We start from the raw sequence: 17,712 nt of genomic DNA, 5'->3' as shown, positions 1-17,712 counted from the left end.
ACCCGCCATAAGCTATATGCGTTGTTGTGTGTTCGGCTTTTTTTATTCTGCTTTAATTTTTGAGTATATGTCCAAACTAATAAATTTCCCGTTTTTAATTTCACAGTCTTTCATTGTTCCTTCGTGTTGAAAATCAAGTTTTGCCATTGCCTTTTTACAATTTGTGTTATCCGACTCGACAAAACCTTCAATTCTATGGAGTCCTAGTTTATCAAATCCGTAATTACATATTAGTGGCATGGCTTCGGTCATAATTCCTTTTCCCCAAAAGTCGGTCAATAACCAAAAGCCGATTTCTGCCTTTTTATGTTCCTTGCTCAAATCATTAAGTCCACCTGCACCGTAAAAAGTTTTATTATCTAACGAACAAACGGCAAACCACATTCCGATTCCTTTGTTCTCAAGGTCAGCAAACCAATCCATTTGTTCTTTTGTCGATTCTAAACTGTCAAAACTAACTCCATAATGTTTAATGATATCAGGATGGGAAAGTCCTTTGAAAACACTCTCAATATCACTTTCAACAAATTGCCTTAATAGTAGTCTATTACTTTGTATTGTTATGTTCTTGGACTTATTCATATTATGCAAGTTCTATTTTTTCAAATACTGACCTGCCGTCATTACAGGAATTTTTGAAGCTTTAAAGCCCTTAAGATTTCTAGTGATTATTATCTCTGCTTCGTTTTCCAAGGCTGTATAATATTGCAGACCATCTTCGAAATCTTTAAAATTATCATCATTCAATGAGAGTTCAACTATCTTATCCGTTAGATCAAGAACAACTACCAGTATCTTGAATTTCAATAAAATAACTCTCGCTGCTTTTTTAGACTTGAGTTTAGATAGAACATAGTTAGTGTTAGCAACTGTTAAAGATGAAATATATAGCTTTACCTTCCCCCTATCTGCTAGAGAAAATAGTTTAGCAGCATCTTCATAAAATGGCTCTCGTTTACCTAGTAAGTCAAGAACGATATTTGTATCAATAAATAATTTTTTCATTTATATTTTTCTAACAGATAGTCAGTGTAATCGTTCTTGTAATCAAATTCATCTGGAATATTTACCAATCCACTCAAACTTTCTACTAATGGTGTTATGGTAATTTCTTCAGGTTTATTCTCTATCAATGAGCTTAAATAGGACTCTATCAACCTTGAAAGACTAATTTTGTGATCTTGTGCATATACTTTAGCCCTTTCGATCACTCTTTCGTTTAGGCTAAGTGTGAGTTTTTTATCCATAACAACTTCGTTTACGTACAAAAATATATTTTTCTTACGTAAAACGCAAGTTTTCAACGCCCTTGTGTTTTCAACGTTAGTGTCGAAAGATCAGCTCCATAAGTTAAAGGTACACCGCAAGGCGGCTCTTTAAGCCCACTTTTATCGAATATCCTACTCCATGGGTTGTGCCCAGTATTACTATTTCTTTTTATACTTTGTCAGCCTTTTTTCTCCTTCTTTTATTAACATTTCTTTCTCAACTGCTTTCTGTAAGTCTCTGGATGCTGTTGCTGGTGAAATATTAGGAAATATTTTTAAGTAATCGCTGCGGGTAAAATACGCATCGCCAACTTCATTTAAAAAATAAGTGGTTCGTTCTTCGTCCCCCATGTTCTCTGGACGAATCTCTAGTAACTCTTCAAGGCTTAATTTAATCTTTTCTAAAGAATACTCAACGAACTGTGTTGACAAACCTGATTGATCACTCTCGTTTAATACTCGATAATATTCTTCTTGAGTATCTTTTATCGATTTTTCTAGAGGAGTATATTCAAATACAGGATTGACTTTCATTAATATTAATGTTTGCCATAACCGACCCATTCTTCCATTTCCATCATAAAACGGATGAATGAACTCCATCTCATAATGAAATACACAGCTTTTTATAATTAAATTATCCTCATCCCTATTTAAATAATTAAATAGTTGATGCATCAAGTTTTGGACATTCCAACCTGGCGGAGCTAGATGAGCTACTTTATTTCCTTGTACTATACCTACTCCTCCTGTTCTATATCTTCCTGGATTTTCTACTAATCCTGCCATTAATATTTCATGCGCTTTTAAATATGATTCTTCAGAGAATGGATCAAAATCAGCTAATGAATTATAAATATCTATTGCATTTTTTACTTCTAATATATCTTTAGTTGGACCTATTACCCTCTTATTTTCTATAATAGCAGTAATTTGATCTTCACTTAAAGTATTACCTTCTATTGCTAACGAAGCTCTAATTGTTTTTACTTTATTCCTCTTCCTAAGTTCTGTTTTAGGCTTTCTCAGGTAAGTAGCGTCAACAATTCCTAATAACCTACCTATATCTGTGGAAAGGTTAATAATCTTAGGAGTTCCTTCATAATATTTTTGTAACATGATACTATCATTTGATACTATCAAAGGTAGAAAAAAGCTTGGATTAAGCTGTTATAGTGTCAATTTGTTGTTTTTGTTGGACCGCAACTTCGTCTCATGCACAACACCAAACACAAAACCTATGCCTCAGCTACAGCCTCTTCTAAAGCAGCTTCGTAGGTAACCTCTGAGCAATTGTCTTCTACAAAGATGCGCTGTGCCAGGTTCTGTAATTCTTTTCCGGTAATTTTGCGGTACAATTGCGCTTCCTGGTTGATCAATTCTGCATTTCCCAAGATTTCAAAAAAGGCCAAGTTAATCGCTTTGTTAAGCACGCTCAATTCCGAAAAAATCAAGGTGCTTTCGACCTTGTTTTTTACTTTTTCTAATTCCCGTGCATTTACGCCTTCACTTTTCAGCAATTCCAGTTCTTCCCAGATCGCTGCCCTTGCTTGTTGGTTGTTGACCCCTTCTACGGGCTTGGCTTCAATGATTAAGAGTCCTGGATCAATACTCCCTGAGACGTAGCAGTCGATAGCAGAGAAAAGCTCCTTGTCCTTGAGCAAACGGCGATAAAGACGAGAAGAAGGACCATTGCCCAGTATGTCCGACAGCATGTCGACACCGTAATAATCACGATCTACCCGGCTTGGAATATGAAATCCGAAGTAGAGTGCATCGGCAGGTTCCTGAGCTTTTAATATTCTTTGTTGTAGCGCTTGTTGAGGAGGTTCTGGTGGTAATATTCTTTCTATGAGTGGCCCGGAAGGTAGGTGGCCAAACCATTTTTCTACCAGCACCTCTACCTTGTCAGTGTCTACTTTCCCTGCTACGATCAATACGGCATTGTTGGGCTGGTAGTACTTGTCATAAAAAGCCTGAACATCTTCTAATGAGGCTTCACTAACATGTTCGGGGACCATCCCGATGGTAGGCCAACGATAAGGATGAACCTTGTAGGCGAGCTCTGCCAAATGGTGCCAAACATCTCCGTAAGGTTCGTTGAGGCAGGTTTCTTTAAATTCTTCAACGACTACTTTACGCTGAACGTCGAGTTTTTTTTCGCTAAAGCGAATATTGTGCATCCTGTCGCTTTCCAACCAGAGCGCAACCTCGAGGTTTTCGGCAGGAACGACGTTGTAGTAGTTGGTGATATCGTTATTGGTGAAGGCATTATTTTCTCCACCTGCCATCTGTAGAGGGGCGTCAAAATTTGGGGCTGCTTTTGTTCCGCTAAACATCAGGTGCTCAAAGAGGTGAGCAAACCCTGTTCGTTCTGGCGATTCATCGCGTGCACCTACGTAATAACAAAGGTTTACCGTAGCCATAGGGGAACTGTGGTCTTCGTGTACCAATACCCGCAATCCGTTAGCCAGGGTAAAGCGTTTATATTGAATCATTCATTATAATTAAGAAACCACCATTTTTAAGTGGTCCTGCATCTTGTTGTTGACGCACAAAAGTAAGGACAATATGCAAAACGCTCTCTATCTACTAATCGTTTGCGCCAGTGGCATATTCTTTTTCCAGGCCTGCCAGCCGGTGCCAACAGAAAGCAGCAGTTTAGGGCTGGCGTCTATTGTCTTGGAGGATACCAACGGTTGGGTTTTAAGAGTGCAAGCTGATGGTTCCGCAGAGTTACTCCACCAGTATATCAGGCTGGAAAGTGTAAACTGGCCTAGCAAAACTTTCGCTTTTACTCAACTTCGTTTGTTGCCTGCTTTTGCACCACGTACCCAGGAGACTTACCCTTATCGATGGACTTACTGTAGTCATGCGGAAAATGATACTCGGCAATATGGCTTGCCCGATACCGCTTGGGGAGCCGCCTGGTTCGAAAAAGCTTATCGTGCCCTTGATGAAGTAGAGCTTTCTCCACGCACAGTAAGAAAATTGAGAAAGAATTGGGAAAATCAGCCACCGCCGGGCGTAGCGGTTCGATAGACTTGTTTTGCTGGGGCAGTTTGGTGGGAACTCCGAGGACCGTAGGGACGATCACCGAAGGTAACATAAGGCGCGATTTGCTCCCGGAATGATCCCAGCGGAGCAAGTCTAATAAAGAATCTGGTAGTTTATGACGAGCTGGGAAGCATCTTCGTAAGGGGGGCTTCCCTCTTTTCTATCCTCCGAGTCGGGAAAGGCCAGCTTTGGCTTGTTGGTGGAGGCCTGTACGGTATTCTTCGGGTTTTAAGGAAAGGCAACGATTAAAATAAGTGCGAGCACTTGTTTTTCGTCCTCTTTTTTCCTCTATTAGGCCAGCTTGCAGGGCCGCATTACAAGCAAAAAAAGCTTCACTGTTTTGCCCTTGTTCGATCGTTCGTTCGTACTGAGCCAATGCTTCATCGTATTTTTTTAGCCCGTGAAGAATTCGCCCTTTGCGGTAAGTATATTCGAGCCGACCTAAAAATGTAGGCAAGCTGCTTTCTGGCTGTCCCGCCAATACATCGAGTGCGCGCTGATAGTAGCCGCCGTCATAAAGTAACCGTGCTTTAAGGAGGACAAGTGGCGGAACAATACCTGCTTCTGCTTCGCGTTCGGCGTTTTTATCACCGCCAGCGGCATTGGTGCCTCGTTGTTGTAGCAGGGTCATGTAATTTTGATACCCCTCGGGTCGGCCATTCAACAGTTCCGCCCACGCTAGCTTTTGGTAGGCCTCTTTAATATAATGACGTCCTCTGGTTGTCCTCAAGAAGTCTCGTAGATGACGTCGGCTGTCTGTATTCAGTCGGCGTAGTTTGGCCACTCCTAGCATATAGTCGAGGTAAGGAAAAGGGAAGAAGGCTTCTCCTCTTGGTGCTTGTTCCATCCAGCGAATAGCTTCATCATTACGGCCAGTGCGCATGGCTACATTTGCTAATACAAAAGCATGTAATGGCGTGTCGCTAGCTCGTAGGTCGGCGTTTTCTAGTGCTGCCCACGCCGCTTCGGGGCGACCGTCCAGGTGCAAAAGCAAGAAAGTATAAAGCACTTGCGTTTCTTGCCGAAAGGGGAAGTTGGTGCTACTAGCCACACGAAGCACGCCTTCCACTTCTTTTTTACCCTGTTCTACTGTTCCTTCCAGGCTGCTGAGCATTTCCAGCGCCCAGCGATAATTGTCTGGTACCGTACCTACTGCGGCATGCAAAATACCGAGGTCTTTCTGGTTGCCCAGGAAATCTGGAAATTGTGCCTGGTTTTCCAATAATAATTTATGAGCTCGATTGATATCTGTAAACGCAGAAAGGTATTCTTCAAAACGGAGCTTTAGCAAGGCCCAGTGGAGTCGTATTTCTGCTTGGGTATAGAGGTAGTAAGGGGAGTTAGTATTTCCTTCAGCAATTTTCTCCAGTCGGCGGTCACGATTCGCCTTCATGCGCTGATAAGCCTGTTCGTCTTCAGAGACATAGATCGTGAAAAAATCGACGTAGTTCTCGAGGTGGTATGCGATGAGGTTGTCTGGCTCATTGAGTTTCAATCGAGCAATGAGGGATTGGGCCTCATTCAGGCGCAACTCAAAAATCTTGTCATAGATTCTTTGCGCATTGGCGTTGAAGTCAAAATAGCCTGCTGCCTGGCTCGAAACCGGTAGCAAGGAACTTAGAAAAATAAGGAGTAAGGGAAAACGCATAGGGAGGTGGGAAGTAAAAAGCCGCTAAGTGATGAACTTAGCGGCTTTTCTTTTTTATTAAGCTTCGGCTGTGATGCCTGCTGTCTCATCATCGACGAGAACACGACCACAGTGCTCACAGGCAACGATTTTTTTGCGCTGAGAGATTTCCAACTGAATCTGAGGAGGGATACGGTTAAAGCATCCGCCACAAGAATTCCGTTCTACGGTAGCTACTGCTAAACCGTTGCGGTAGTTTTTACGAATTTTATCGTAAGACTTAAGCAGGCGATCTTCAATGCCTTTGCGTGCTTTGTCAGAAGCTTTGTGCAGTTTCTGCTCTTCTTTTTCTGTCTTCTCGATGATCTTCTCCAACTCGACCTTCTTAACTTTCATGGTCTCGTTTTTGGTTTCCAAACGAGCCTGAGCAGCTACTATGGTTTCGTTTTTAGCTTCGAGATCACGTTTGATCTGGTTGATTTTCTTATTCGACAGCTGGATTTCGAGACGTTGCATCTCCTGCTCTTTCATCAGGGCTTCGTATTCCCGATTGTTTTTCACATTATCCATCTGCTTGCTGTAGCGTTCCAACAGGTTCTCTGCCTCAGCAATGTTATTCTCGTGCTGAGCCATCTCGCCCTCCATATCTTTGATCTGGGTCTCCAGACGACCGATACGCGTATTCAGTCCAGCAATCTCGTCTTCCAGATCGCTCACCTCCATTGGGAGTTCGCCTTTGAGAATCTCCAGCTCATCCAGTTTACTATCAATAGTCTGGAGGTTATATAAATTCTCTAGCTTCTCTACAACTGTCTTTTCGGCTGCCATTGGCAATAATATTTATTAGTTGAACAACATTTAACAGATCGTTTTTAAAGATAATTTACCGGGTTGGTGTTCACCTCTGTTAAATGAACCGCAAAATTACCAAAATTTTTCCGGATTATGGTAGCTAGTAAATCAATCGTAAATTGTTCACTTTCATAGTGTCCCACATCGGCAATGATGATTTTACCATCTGCATCAAAAAACTCGTGGTATTTGTAATCAGCAGTAACAAAAACCTGTGCTCCAGCAGCAATGGCCTGAGGTAGTAAAAAACCTCCGGCACCACCACAGAGTGCGACCTTTTGTATCGGCTGATTCAGCAATGCTGTGTACTTAACGCAACTGACTTTTAGCTGCTCCTTTAGTCGCTTGAGAAAAGGCATTTCTTTCAGCGGCTTGGGCAGATCACCAATCATTCCTGAACCTACTAATGGATTTCGGTTAAGTACCTCACTATAAACAGCATCTACGCCTGAAAAGTTACTTAAAGTGGCATTTATTGCGCCTTTTTGGTGAGTAGGGTACATTACTTCTAGTTGAATGCTAACTCCACCATCGGCACCAGTACCCAAGCTAAGCTGACGTACGATGGGTTGCGGTGTTTGAGGGCCATCGTTTAAGCTGGCCAAAGCCTGCTTTAATTGATCTACTACGGCTAAAGGGACAAAGGCTGTAGCACGGCTCATTACACCGGCCTTCGGTGCAAGAATACGCGTATTCACGAGCCCTAAACGTTCTGCAATCATTGCATTTACGCCTTTTGCATAAACATTGTCGAGGTTGGTGTGAATAGCATAAATGGCAATATTGTTACGTATTGCCGAAAGGATTACGCGTTCTACATAGGTCTTGCCTGTAAATCGCTTTAGCCCTTTGAATACAATGGGGTGGTGAGCTACAATTAAATTGCAACCTTTTGCCACAGCTTCTGCAACGACATCTTCGGTAGAATCCAGGCAGGTAATTACCCCCGTGCATTCTTCCTGTGCATTGCCTACGATGAGTCCTGCATTGTCGTAACCTTCCTGATAAACAGGAGGAGCAACGCTTTCCAAGTGTTTTATGATCGCTCCAATTGAAGTCATTAGCTCGATTTTATTTTTTCTTCGATTTTGCTGGTCGAATATCCTGGTACAAAGGTCAAGAGTGCTACTTTTCCGCCCCAGCTCTTTACTTCGGGGGCACCCACGACATCTTTTTCTTCATAATCGGCACCTTTGACCAAAACATCAGGCCGCAAGGCATTGATTAATGTCAGAGGAGTGTCTTCGTCAAATATAATGACGGCATCCACAAAAGCGAGGCTTGCCAGCAGTAGGGTCCTCGCCGTTTCGTCCATGATCGGGCGATGAGGGCCTTTCAATTTTTGAACAGAAGCATCACTGTTTACGCCAATAACTAATCGTTGGCCTAACTGTCGAGCTTCGGCCAGGTATTGAAGGTGCCCAGGGTGCATGAGGTCAAAACACCCGTTGGTGAAAACAATCTGCCCACCGCCAAGACGCCAGCCGGCTACGGTAGCACTAGCGGTGGGTAAATCTTGTATCTTTTGTTGGATTAACTCAATCATTTGCCCAGTTGCGCATCAAAGTTAACCAACTGTACAAATCGTAGCATCCGGTCGGTGATCATATCGTCATTAAGCTCTTTGAGGCGTTCGGTGCTGAATTTCTCCACACAAAAACTAGCCATCGCTGAACCATAGACAACAGCACGCTTGAGGCTCTCGAATGACAAATCACGGGTAGAAGCAATGTATCCCATAAGGCCGCCGGCAAAGGTGTCGCCTGCTCCGGTAGGATCGAATACTTCAGCTAGAGGTAATGCTGGTGCAAAGAATACTTCGTTGTTGTAAAACAAAAGTGCTCCATGCTCTCCCTTTTTGATCACCAAAATACGTGGGCCCATTTCGTGAATTACAGCAGCAGCTTTCACCAAAGAGTGTTCTCCAGACAATTGGCGGGCTTCTTCATCATTGATGGTTAGGAGATCAATGCGCTTCAAGACTTCTTTTAATTCGTCCATCGCAGTGTCCATCCAGAAGTTCATGGTGTCTAACGCCACTAATTTTGGACGGGTCTTTAGCTGGTCGAGTACGCGTGCCTGAACGGCAGGAGTCAGGTTACCTAGCATAAGGTATTCTGTATCCTGGTAGTCGGCAGGAAGTACGGGGTCAAAATCGGCCAAGACATTGAGTTGGGTGTCCAAGGTGTCGCGGCCATTCATGTCTTTATGGTAACGGCCCGCCCAAAAGAAGGATTTTTCACCTTCTTTTACTTGCAGTCCGGCAAGATCTACCCCACGAGAACGGAGATCATCAAGATCAGCTTCCGGAAAATCATCTCCGATTACGGAAACTATTTTTATCTGCTTCGTGTAATAAGAAGCAGCTAAAGCAATGTAAGTAGCGGCTCCGCCTACTACGTTTTCTGCACGACCAAAGGGGGTTTCGATGTCGTCAAAAGCAACGGTACCCACAACCAATAAGCTCATAGAAATATTTTTTTGAAAAAAATCTCTGCAAATATTGCAAAATTTGATCAGACACTGTAAATTTGCGCTCGCTTCTTTAAAGAAGGAAGTTGAAAAAACATAAAATGCCTCCTTAGCTCAGCTGGTTAGAGCGGCGGACTGTTAATCCGTAGGTCGAAGGTTCAAGTCCTTCAGGAGGCGCAAAGAAAGGTCACTGTAATTTACAGTGGCCTTTTTTTATTGTCTAAACCTGAATACGCGCTGATGTTTTCTGTATATATTCTCTATTCTGAAAAGCACGACAAATACTACGTTGGTCAAACGGATGACTTGGAGCGGCGGCTACTCAAACACTAACTAAGTTGTCAGAAAATCTTTAAAAAAAGTTAAGTATCTCCTAAGATACAATACCACCAAATAAACCGCTCAGCCTTGCCGTTAATACAGGACTAATTTTCGCGAATAATCCAACATTATGTCTAAGCGTTTACTGTGTTTTCCTTTGCTATTACTGCTGAGTACTTTATTTCTGACCCAATGTGAGAGTCTACAAGGTCTCAAAGGGCCTACAACTCCTCGCTCAACTTCTGGGAACAGTAGCACTTCTCAGATTCGAAAGAATGTGGTGTCCTTTGCCGCTGAGCAAAAAGGGGTTCGTTATAAATATGCTGGCCGCAGCCCTCGGACAGGTTTTGATTGCTCAGGGTTCACCCACTACGTTTACGATGCTTTTGATGTAAACCTCACCCCCGTATCCAGGGTTCAAGAAGATGAAGGTAAGCGAATCAATCTTGATGATGCACAGGCAGGTGACTTGATATTTTTTCGCCGGAGTGCGACAGGGCCTGTATTTCATGTTGCACTAGTGGTAAGCCAAAGTCCAGGTAACCTTACTGTCATTCATAGTACTTCTTCCCGAGGAGTAATCATGGAAAATATTTATGCTAGTTCTTATTGGCGTACGAAACGGATGAGTGCCCGTGACGTTATTTCTCGCTGATGTTTTGCCGGGTAATGTGCAAGAAATGTAGGTAGAAGGCCCCTCAATCAGGCACTGTCATACATTTTGACATTAAAATCTTCCTTATATTAATATTTTATTCCTAGCTTTAGTAGACTTGAGAAATTCAATTGTCTTTTCGTACTGTAATACAAGCTTATAATCCAGGGTAACTTACTAGCCCTTGACGTAGTCATATCTAATAACACAGGAAGAGTGCAAGAGACATATAAAGATACTTTATTAGGAGATACAAATCGGTTGGTCATCGAGTTGACCAAGTCGAGAGCTTTTCGCAAAAAGCTTCCTGAGGTGCTTAAGACAATATCTGCTCATTTAAAAACAGAGCAAAGCTACTTACTTGAGGTAAGACCAGTTAAAGGAATGCTGGATCAGTTAGTCTACAAGAAAATTATAGAAGTCTCTGCTGCGGGCGAAAAAAAAGAACATATTGTTCATGAGTTATTCTCTGAAGTCATTTTTTCGCAGCGGGTGTTAAAATCATGGTTGACTGATTTGGCGAGTTTATCAAAAACAAAATTATCGATAGGCCAATCGTCGGAAAATAATAACCTGCCCAGCCTTATTTTTGCTGATCACTATGAAGAGGCTGCGCTTGATAAGCTTAATAACAATCAGATTTGCAGAAAAATTTTCAATAGCCTCGGTGTTTCCATTTCCTCTTTTCTTATTGTACCATTGGTTTACGAGCAGGCGATTTTAGGCTTTTTTGCAACTCACAGTAGCAATGTTATTGTACACACTGAGCATCAACTAGAAATGGTCGTTTCTCTAATGCAACTAACGGCGAACCTTTATGCGTGTGAATATGTAGAGGATCAGCGAGTTCTTCACGAAAACTATCTACTCAAAACCAGCGAAAAGCGATACCGTAAATTTATTCGGCACAGTGCTGAAGGTATTTACTTTATGAATTGCGGCAAACCAATTCCTGTTGATGCAGAGGTTGATGCTCAGGTAGAATCGTATTACGCTAATGCCTACGTTGAAGAATGTAACTTAGCGATGACTAAAATGTATGGTTTCGAAAAGGAAAGTGATCTTATTGGGAAGCGGATTGAGGTTATTCATCAAGGAGAGAATTATGAGCAAAATAGGCTGAGCTTTAAGAGGCTGGCAGAAAATAACTATCAAATAAAAGGGCAGGAAACGAAAGAACTGGACAAGTATGGCAACTGGAAGTATTTTATAAATGAAGCTTTTGGTATTGTTGAAGACAACCATTTGCTAGGTATCTGGGGGATTCAGAGAGACATTACTGAAAAGTACCAAAATGAGCGAGGAGATGCATTATTAGAGGCCGTATTGCATGCTATCCCTGATATTAAAATTCGCATTAATGTTGAAGGGGAGATATTGGCTCTTTACGGTTCAGAGCAGAAGCAAGATAAAGATGGACTTACTTTTCAAGACAATATCATCACAGGAAAGCACCTAACCGAAGTACTTCCGGTTTTTGTAGCAAAAGGCTTGTTGTTTAATGCCAGAAAATCTCTTGAGGAAAAGACCTTGCAAGCGTTTGAATTTTTGGATGCTGATTCCAGTGATGGTAATGTGCGCTACTATGAAGCCAGAATCAACAACATCAATGCAGAGGAACTTATCATTATCCTCAGAAATGTCACACAGTTAAAGATTGCGGAGCAGGCCCTTACAGAGCAAATCAGCCAGGTCGATCAAAAAAACCGCCAGCTCCAAAAGTATATCGAATCTAATCTACAGCTTGAAAATTTTGCCTTTGTAGCATCGCACGATCTACGAGAACCGGTTCGTACTATGCGTACGTTTGGGCAGTTTTTGAAAAAGCGAGTAGGTCATAAGCTCGATGAAGAAAGTATGATTCACCTCGACTTTATCATCAATAGCGCAAGTCGGATGAATCAGCTCATTGAAGATTTACTCACCTACTCTCGTGTAAATACAGAGTCGGTTACCCGTGACCCTATCGAACTGGGCCCATTGTTGGAAGAAATCACCGATAGCCTAAAAGCAACAATTGAGGAGACAGGTGCAAAAATAATTTTCAAAAACCTCCCTTCTGTAATCCTTGGTAATCGGTTGAAGATTCAACAGGTTTTTCAGAATTTGCTAGCCAACGGTATCAAGTTTCATCGCAAAAATGAATCCCCGAAAATCATTATTTCAGTCAAAGAAACCAAAACCCACTGGCGCTTTATGGTCGCCGATAATGGTATAGGTATTGAAGAAGAGTTTCACGAGCAAATTTTTGTCATTTTCAAGAAGCTCCACAATTACCAAGAATATCAGGGAACAGGAATTGGTCTCACTTTGGTGAAAAGTATTGTCAATCAGCACGGTGGCGAAATCTGGTTGGAATCAAAAGTAGGGAAGGGCACCACTTTTTATTTTACGCTGTTAAAGTAATTTGCAAACCATTATGGAAAATTTTCATCAACATGCTGAGGAGTTTAGTCAGCGTTATCTCGATGGCCTTGCTCAGGCAGACTTGGAAGGTATACTGGGCTTGTTTATGCCTGCTGCCCAAGTGCAATCCCCCCTGTATGGTAAAGTAGCAGCAAATGTCTTTTACCGGGATTTGTTCTCAGATACCCAATCTTCGGTAGTACAACTCAAGGACGTACTGACCAATGAAGAAAACCTTTCTGCTTGCTTGTTCTTCTCTTATAGCTGGACGCTTGCCAGTGGTAGTAAGGTAGAATTTGAAGTTGTTGATTATCTGAAGTTTAATAGAAATGGTTTGATTGAATTTCTGCAAATCATCTACGATACCCGCCACAGTCGCCAAGCCTACGAAGGGCTTAATTAACCAACGGCCTGTCGAGTAAATCACTTTATCTATCGGGTTTTCACCGCAATTGGTTGATTATACAAATAGTGACTGCAACTTTCTATTCCTACCCTCCGTCTATTAAGGGTATCCAATTCCTGATAAAAAATAATTGGCGATAGAAATAGCGCTTTAACCAAGCAATAATTTTCGTCAAGGAAATATTATCAGGATTTTTTTTGAAATCACGAAGGCTTCGGAGAAGTATTGTTTTAAGTATTTCCAAGAGACCTTCAAAACCCGACATGATGAAAAATTTTCTTAGTGTACTGGCAATCGCCAGCGCAGTTTTATGCTGCACTCAAGTACAGGCAAACACCACTCCTGCAAAATTATTACTGAAAGTAGAGGCAGTAGACCAAAGCCACCTCTTGCTGCACCTGGCCAATCTCCAGCAGGAGACAACGGTGCTTCGCATTTTGGATTTTGATGGAGCGGTCTATCTCAGGAAGACGATTACGGAGCACAATGGCTACGCGCTCGATATCAATTTAGAGGATTTACCAGATGGACGTTATTTCCTTCGCGTAAACCAAAAAGGTAGTCAGGTCGACCAGATTATTTTCAAGGGAGATGGCTTGCTTCTTGTTAGTCAGCCGAAGTCTTCGAAGTGATCAATAGGCGCTTAGCTTGGCTTTTTCGAAGGGTGCGCTATACAGCATGCCTATGGCAAAGTCCAGTTTAGAATGAATGGGAGTTTGAATTGATCTTCAAGCTCCCATTCTAATTGTTGGCCTTGTTTGGCGAAAGAAAACGCAATGCATTGGGAAGTAGGCTTATCGTTGCCGGACAAGCTCCAAGGAATTCTCCATCGGCTTCGATTAATAATTCGTCTCCAGTTCTTGGAATGACTTCTATCGTTTTACAATTGGTGAGATAGGCTTTTCTGTAGCCCGCAATTCTCCCTTGATAAAAGCGGAAAGAGTTTAATACAACGGCCAACTTGCTTACTTTCTTCACATAGGTAAGTGCCATTGTTTCTCCCTGGCTCCTTGCCTGGGGGACCAGTTGCATTCCGCCCCCAGAAAATCGCCCAATACCAGCATTGATGGTGTAGTAAGCTGCTTCATGCTGATGCTCATCATATTTAATGATTCCTCCTTGAGGCTTATACATAAATAAACACCGGAAAGTAGCCCAGAAGTAGAATACCTTTCCCGGCAAGCGGCTTTTTTTATCCATCATGTAGCGTACCACAAAGGCATCATAGGCCAATCCCGCCACATTCATAAAGTAGCGCACGGAGGAGCCATCCGTCGACTGATAATTGATTTTTCCCAAATTCTGATAGGCGGGCACCGCCGTGAGGAAATACTGTTTCCAGCTCGACCATTTCTTAGAAATCCCGTGTGATTTTATCCAATCATTACCTGTGCCGAGGGGCAGTAGTGCAAAAGTAATTTCTCGAGAGGGCGTCTTTTTTTGCAGCACAATACCATTGATCACCTGATGAGCGATCCCGTCACCACCAACGGCCATAATGTGACGAATACCCTCACTGACGGCTTCTTCTACGAGTTGGGTAGCATTGCCGCTGTGTTTGCTCATCACTATTTTAGTATCAGGTATTAGCGCTTGTAGTTTGGTTTGTATAGTAGGCCACCACTGCTCCAGGTTGCCATTATTGGCCTGGGGGTTGACAATAACTAACCAGCGGGCGGTCAGATGCGATCTCTTAGTATTTTGTATCATTGTGGCAGCATAAAATAATTTCCAATATCCATATTCCGATCAGTAGTGACAAATATCCTGGAAATAAAAGAGGTCGTTAAGGCCTACGGCAGCAAAATAGCAGTCGATCGAGTCTCTCTTACGGTACCTAAAGGAACCATTTTTGGTTTGTTAGGCCCTAATGGCGCTGGAAAAACGTCACTGATCCGTATGATCACTACGATTACTCGCCCCGATGCAGGAGAGATTATCCTCAATGGTGAACCTTTGCATTCGGATCACCCTCGCCAAATTGGTTATTTACCAGAAGAACGGGGCCTGTATAAAAAAATGAAGGTAGGAGAGCACCTCCTTTACCTAGGCCAACTCAAAGGCTTATCTGCTGCTGCTGCGAAGGAAGCTTCAGAACGCTGGCTGGAAAAGCTAGGCATGCTAGATCGCTGGAACCAACCCGTTGAAGCACTCTCCAAAGGTCTCCAGCAGCAAGTACAATTTATAGCCACCATTATTCACGAGCCTAAGCTCTTGATTCTCGATGAGCCTTTTTCAGGCCTTGATCCGGTAAATACCAATCGGTTGAAAAGAGAAATTCGGCTGCTCAACGAGCAAGGGACAAGCATTATCTTTTCTACCCATCGGATGGAGCAAGTAGAAGAAATCTGTGAAGACATTATGCTGATAAATGCGGGGCAGAATGTCCTACAAGGTGCTGTAAGTGAGATCAGGGAGCGTTACAAGCAATACCATTTTCAATTGCTGTACCAAGGAGAATTACCAGCGGCTTTCGCCGAGCATTTTCCCATTATTGAGCAGGGAAAACAATCTTTGACCTTTGCAGGCAAGGAAAACGAAACAGCAAACACCATCCTTCGACAGCTTTTGCAATTGGGGGTTCAGATTCGGTCCTTCACAGAGGTGTTACCTAGCTTGAATGATATTTTTATTCGTACGGTTGGGGCGGCTGCTCCCGCTTCCTAAAATCGCCGTTTTATGCGACAACTTCGACTAATTATTAAGCGGGAATACTGGACCCGGGTTCGCCGCAAATCCTTTTTGATCGCTACACTGGTTACGCCTTTGGCCTTCGGTCTGTTTGTGGTGGTCGTCAACTATATTTTGCAGTACAAAAGTGATGAGGCTATCCGAATAGCGGTCATCGATGAAGGTCAGCTGTTCGATGGCGGTATTGCTGATGAAGAGAACATCTTCTTTAAGATCGTTGACACCGACCTGGAAACCATCAAGGATAATTTTTCGTCTTTCAAGTATCACGGCATTTTGGTGACACCATCTTCGGGGAGGCTTCAACAGCAAGAATATCGGGCCAGCTATTATACCGATCAAAAGCTTACGCTGGAACTAGAGCCCGTTCTTGTAGACCGCTTGCGTACGGCTTTGCGCAAGCACAAAGTAGCCGAACTACAGCTTGATGAACGAAGCCTGGAAGCCCTCAATAGTCAGGTAGATATAGAACCGAAGCCGGTGACACCGGAGGCGATCGTAGGCACCTCTATGGCTGGCAAGATTGCGGCAGTTATCGGTATGGTAATGGCTTTCTTTATGTATATCACCGTCTTTATCTATGGTATGATGGTGATGCGTAGCGTCATGGAGGAAAAGACCAACCGGATTGTAGAAGTAATGATCTCTTCGGTCAAGCCATTTCCGCTGATGTTAGGAAAAATTATAGGCGTTGGTATGGTGGGGTTGACACAAGTATTGGCCTGGGCGATTTTGGTTCCTCTCATGCTGATTGGCGTCAGCCTTTTATTTGGCTTTGATATGGGAGCCACCAACCTGCCGGAGACTCCCCCGGAGTTCGGTGATATAGACCCACAGGTGCTAGTTTCTCAAATTATGACGGAACTAGGGTCTTTCAACTGGTGGGTTATTTTGCCTTTGTTTTTACTTTATTTCCTAGGGGGCTATTTTATGTACGCAGCGCTTTTTGCCGCAGTTGGCTCTGCCATGGGAGATGATCTTGGCGAGGGGCAATCCCTGACGATTCCCATCACTATTCCTGTTATTCTGGCTTTTTACATTACCATTGCTGCTATTCAGTCACCCAACTCTGGCTTGGCTATTTGGGCCTCGTATTTTCCACTTTTCTCGCCCATTGTAATGCCTGCGCGACTGCCTTTTGACCCACCCTGGTGGGAAATAGTAATCTCTTTGGTATTGCTTCTTGGTACCTGTATTGGCTTAATATGGTTGTCTGGTCGTATCTATCGGGTCGGCATTCTATTGTATGGCAAGAAAGTGAGCTTGTGGGAAATGGGCAAGTGGATTTTTAGGAAGTAATGTTTGAAAAATGATATCAAAAATAATTGTAGCCTCCAAGAATCCTGTCAAAGTTGATTCAGCGTTGGCGGGTTTCGAGGAGATGTTCCCAGACCGGGCTTTTATAGCTGAGGGAATCAGCGTTCCTTCCGGAGTAAGCGACCAACCCTTGGGAGACGAAGAAACTTACCAGGGAGCGTGGAATCGGGTTCAGGCAGCAAAAGCCGCACACCCTGACGCTGACTTCTGGGTAGGTATCGAAGGAGGCAATATCATCAAAGACCAGGAGATGGAAGTGATGGCCTGGGTGGTTGTGCTTTCCAAAACTCAGCTAGGAAAAGCACGGACAGCGGGTTTTTATTTACCACCAAAAGTCATTGAGTTAGTAAACCAAGGCTATGAGCTTGGCCATGCTGATGACCTCATCTTTGGTGTCTCAAATTCAAAGCAAACGGGCGGCTCCTCGGGTTTGTTAACCGATGGTGTAATGAACCGTAAGCGTTTTTACGTGCCTGCGGTTATTTTGGCGTTGATTCCTTTTTTGAAAACGGAACTTTACAGATAGGCATCTACGGTTGGGACACATCTCGGCCAAAATCAGGAGTGGGATCAAGAAAAAACACCTCGGAGAGATGGAATGTTGGTAGAAAAGAATGAATAAACAAGGAAACGACCTCGG

Annotated in this window: 20 protein-coding genes and 1 tRNA gene; 10 read left to right on the top strand and 11 right to left on the bottom strand. The window is 43.0% G+C overall.

What is annotated here, in order from left to right; genetic code table 11:
- Positions 1 to 42: 42 nt before the first annotated feature.
- From ACRBG0_RS14420 to ACRBG0_RS14400, 5 genes are all read right to left on the bottom strand, one after another.
- Positions 43 to 582, bottom strand: coding sequence for a GNAT family N-acetyltransferase (locus tag ACRBG0_RS14420; protein WP_431487570.1), 540 nt, complete (start codon positions 580 to 582; stop codon positions 43 to 45).
- Positions 583 to 594: 12 nt separating this feature from the next.
- Positions 595 to 1,005: a type II toxin-antitoxin system VapC family toxin gene (locus ACRBG0_RS14415; protein ID WP_431487569.1), complete on the bottom strand. Its 411-nt coding sequence runs from the start codon at positions 1,003 to 1,005 to the stop codon at positions 595 to 597.
- Positions 1,002 to 1,247, bottom strand: coding sequence for a DUF6364 family protein (locus ACRBG0_RS14410; protein WP_431487568.1), 246 nt, complete (start codon positions 1,245 to 1,247; stop codon positions 1,002 to 1,004). Before ACRBG0_RS14410 ends, ACRBG0_RS14415 begins: the two co-directional genes overlap by 4 nt.
- A 180-nt stretch (positions 1,248 to 1,427) precedes the next feature.
- Entirely contained in the window at positions 1,428 to 2,387 is a 960-nt protein-coding gene (locus ACRBG0_RS14405) for a Fic family protein (protein ID WP_431487567.1), read from the bottom strand.
- Positions 2,388 to 2,506: 119 nt separating this feature from the next.
- Complete coding sequence (locus tag ACRBG0_RS14400; RefSeq protein ID WP_431487566.1) at positions 2,507 to 3,766, bottom strand: M16 family metallopeptidase; 1,260 nt, start codon at positions 3,764 to 3,766, stop codon at positions 2,507 to 2,509.
- A gap of 73 nt (positions 3,767 to 3,839) precedes the next feature.
- On the opposite strand from ACRBG0_RS14400, the gene ACRBG0_RS14395 reads away from it, so the two are divergent.
- Positions 3,840 to 4,310, top strand: a complete 471-nt coding sequence (locus tag ACRBG0_RS14395) for a hypothetical protein (protein WP_431487565.1) — start codon at positions 3,840 to 3,842, stop codon at positions 4,308 to 4,310.
- A 175-nt stretch (positions 4,311 to 4,485) separates the two neighbouring features.
- Here ACRBG0_RS14395 and ACRBG0_RS14390 read toward each other — a convergent pair whose 3' ends face one another.
- From ACRBG0_RS14390 to ACRBG0_RS14370, 5 genes are read right to left on the bottom strand one after another with little or no spacing between them, the layout of a single operon-like run.
- On the bottom strand, positions 4,486 to 5,973 hold the full coding sequence (locus tag ACRBG0_RS14390) for a tetratricopeptide repeat protein (protein ID WP_431487564.1): 1,488 nt from the start codon (positions 5,971 to 5,973) through the stop codon (positions 4,486 to 4,488).
- 57 nt (positions 5,974 to 6,030) lie between these two features.
- Positions 6,031 to 6,780 carry a zinc ribbon domain-containing protein gene (locus tag ACRBG0_RS14385; RefSeq protein ID WP_431487563.1) on the bottom strand — a complete coding sequence of 250 codons (750 nt, stop codon included), beginning with the start codon at positions 6,778 to 6,780 and terminating at the stop codon, positions 6,031 to 6,033.
- A 44-nt stretch (positions 6,781 to 6,824) separates the two neighbouring features.
- The gene (locus ACRBG0_RS14380) at positions 6,825 to 7,865 is read right to left on the bottom strand and encodes a Nif3-like dinuclear metal center hexameric protein (protein WP_431487562.1); all 1,041 of its coding nucleotides are present in this window, start codon (positions 7,863 to 7,865) and stop codon (positions 6,825 to 6,827) included.
- Positions 7,865 to 8,350 (bottom strand): D-glycero-beta-D-manno-heptose 1-phosphate adenylyltransferase, encoded by a 486-nt coding sequence (rfaE2, locus tag ACRBG0_RS14375; protein WP_431487561.1) that lies wholly within the window; start codon positions 8,348 to 8,350, stop codon positions 7,865 to 7,867. Before rfaE2 ends, ACRBG0_RS14380 begins: the two co-directional genes overlap by 1 nt.
- Positions 8,347 to 9,273: a PfkB family carbohydrate kinase gene (locus tag ACRBG0_RS14370; RefSeq protein ID WP_431487560.1), complete on the bottom strand. Its 927-nt coding sequence runs from the start codon at positions 9,271 to 9,273 to the stop codon at positions 8,347 to 8,349. The genes rfaE2 and ACRBG0_RS14370 overlap by 4 nt, the downstream gene beginning before the upstream one ends.
- Positions 9,274 to 9,379: 106 nt before the next feature.
- Between ACRBG0_RS14370 and ACRBG0_RS14365 the strand changes: the two genes are divergently transcribed.
- The 6 genes from ACRBG0_RS14365 to ACRBG0_RS14340 all read left to right on the top strand — a co-directional run bounded on the left by ACRBG0_RS14365 (position 9,380) and on the right by ACRBG0_RS14340 (position 13,696).
- Positions 9,380 to 9,453: transfer RNA gene (locus ACRBG0_RS14365), tRNA-Asn, on the top strand.
- A 63-nt stretch (positions 9,454 to 9,516) separates the two neighbouring features.
- The gene (locus ACRBG0_RS14360; RefSeq protein WP_431487559.1) at positions 9,517 to 9,609 is read left to right on the top strand and encodes a GIY-YIG nuclease family protein; all 93 of its coding nucleotides are present in this window, start codon (positions 9,517 to 9,519) and stop codon (positions 9,607 to 9,609) included.
- Positions 9,610 to 9,727: 118 nt separating this feature from the next.
- Positions 9,728 to 10,252, top strand: coding sequence for a C40 family peptidase (locus ACRBG0_RS14355; RefSeq protein ID WP_431487558.1), 525 nt, complete (start codon positions 9,728 to 9,730; stop codon positions 10,250 to 10,252).
- A 216-nt stretch (positions 10,253 to 10,468) separates the two neighbouring features.
- Positions 10,469 to 12,658, top strand: coding sequence for a sensor histidine kinase (locus ACRBG0_RS14350; protein WP_431487557.1), 2,190 nt, complete (start codon positions 10,469 to 10,471; stop codon positions 12,656 to 12,658).
- Positions 12,659 to 12,671: 13 nt separating this feature from the next.
- Entirely contained in the window at positions 12,672 to 13,061 is a 390-nt protein-coding gene (locus ACRBG0_RS14345; RefSeq protein WP_431487556.1) for a nuclear transport factor 2 family protein, read from the top strand.
- A 269-nt stretch (positions 13,062 to 13,330) separates the two neighbouring features.
- Positions 13,331 to 13,696, top strand: a complete 366-nt coding sequence (locus tag ACRBG0_RS14340; RefSeq protein ID WP_431487555.1) for a hypothetical protein — start codon at positions 13,331 to 13,333, stop codon at positions 13,694 to 13,696.
- 109 nt (positions 13,697 to 13,805) lie between these two features.
- On the opposite strand, the gene ACRBG0_RS14335 is transcribed toward ACRBG0_RS14340, so the two are convergent.
- The gene (locus tag ACRBG0_RS14335) at positions 13,806 to 14,774 is read right to left on the bottom strand and encodes a diacylglycerol/lipid kinase family protein (protein WP_431487554.1); all 969 of its coding nucleotides are present in this window, start codon (positions 14,772 to 14,774) and stop codon (positions 13,806 to 13,808) included.
- A 45-nt stretch (positions 14,775 to 14,819) separates the two neighbouring features.
- Between ACRBG0_RS14335 and ACRBG0_RS14330 the strand changes: the two genes are divergently transcribed.
- Genes ACRBG0_RS14330 through yjjX form a run of 3 tightly spaced genes read left to right on the top strand, consistent with a single transcriptional unit; the run spans position 14,820 to position 17,598 of the window.
- Positions 14,820 to 15,731: an ABC transporter ATP-binding protein gene (locus ACRBG0_RS14330; RefSeq protein ID WP_431487553.1), complete on the top strand. Its 912-nt coding sequence runs from the start codon at positions 14,820 to 14,822 to the stop codon at positions 15,729 to 15,731.
- A 12-nt stretch (positions 15,732 to 15,743) separates the two neighbouring features.
- Positions 15,744 to 17,054 (top strand): ABC transporter permease, encoded by a 1,311-nt coding sequence (locus ACRBG0_RS14325; protein ID WP_431487552.1) that lies wholly within the window; start codon positions 15,744 to 15,746, stop codon positions 17,052 to 17,054.
- 10 nt (positions 17,055 to 17,064) lie between these two features.
- On the top strand, positions 17,065 to 17,598 hold the full coding sequence (yjjX, locus tag ACRBG0_RS14320; RefSeq protein WP_431487551.1) for an inosine/xanthosine triphosphatase: 534 nt from the start codon (positions 17,065 to 17,067) through the stop codon (positions 17,596 to 17,598).
- The last annotated feature ends 114 nt before the right edge of the window (positions 17,599 to 17,712 follow it).

It is taken from the genome of Lewinella sp. (assembly GCF_050633125.1).
In the GTDB taxonomy this organism is placed as follows: Bacteria; Bacteroidota; Bacteroidia; order Chitinophagales; family Saprospiraceae; genus Lewinella.
Note: the sequence above shows the minus strand (reverse complement) of the source record. Positions and strands in the feature narration are given on the sequence as shown.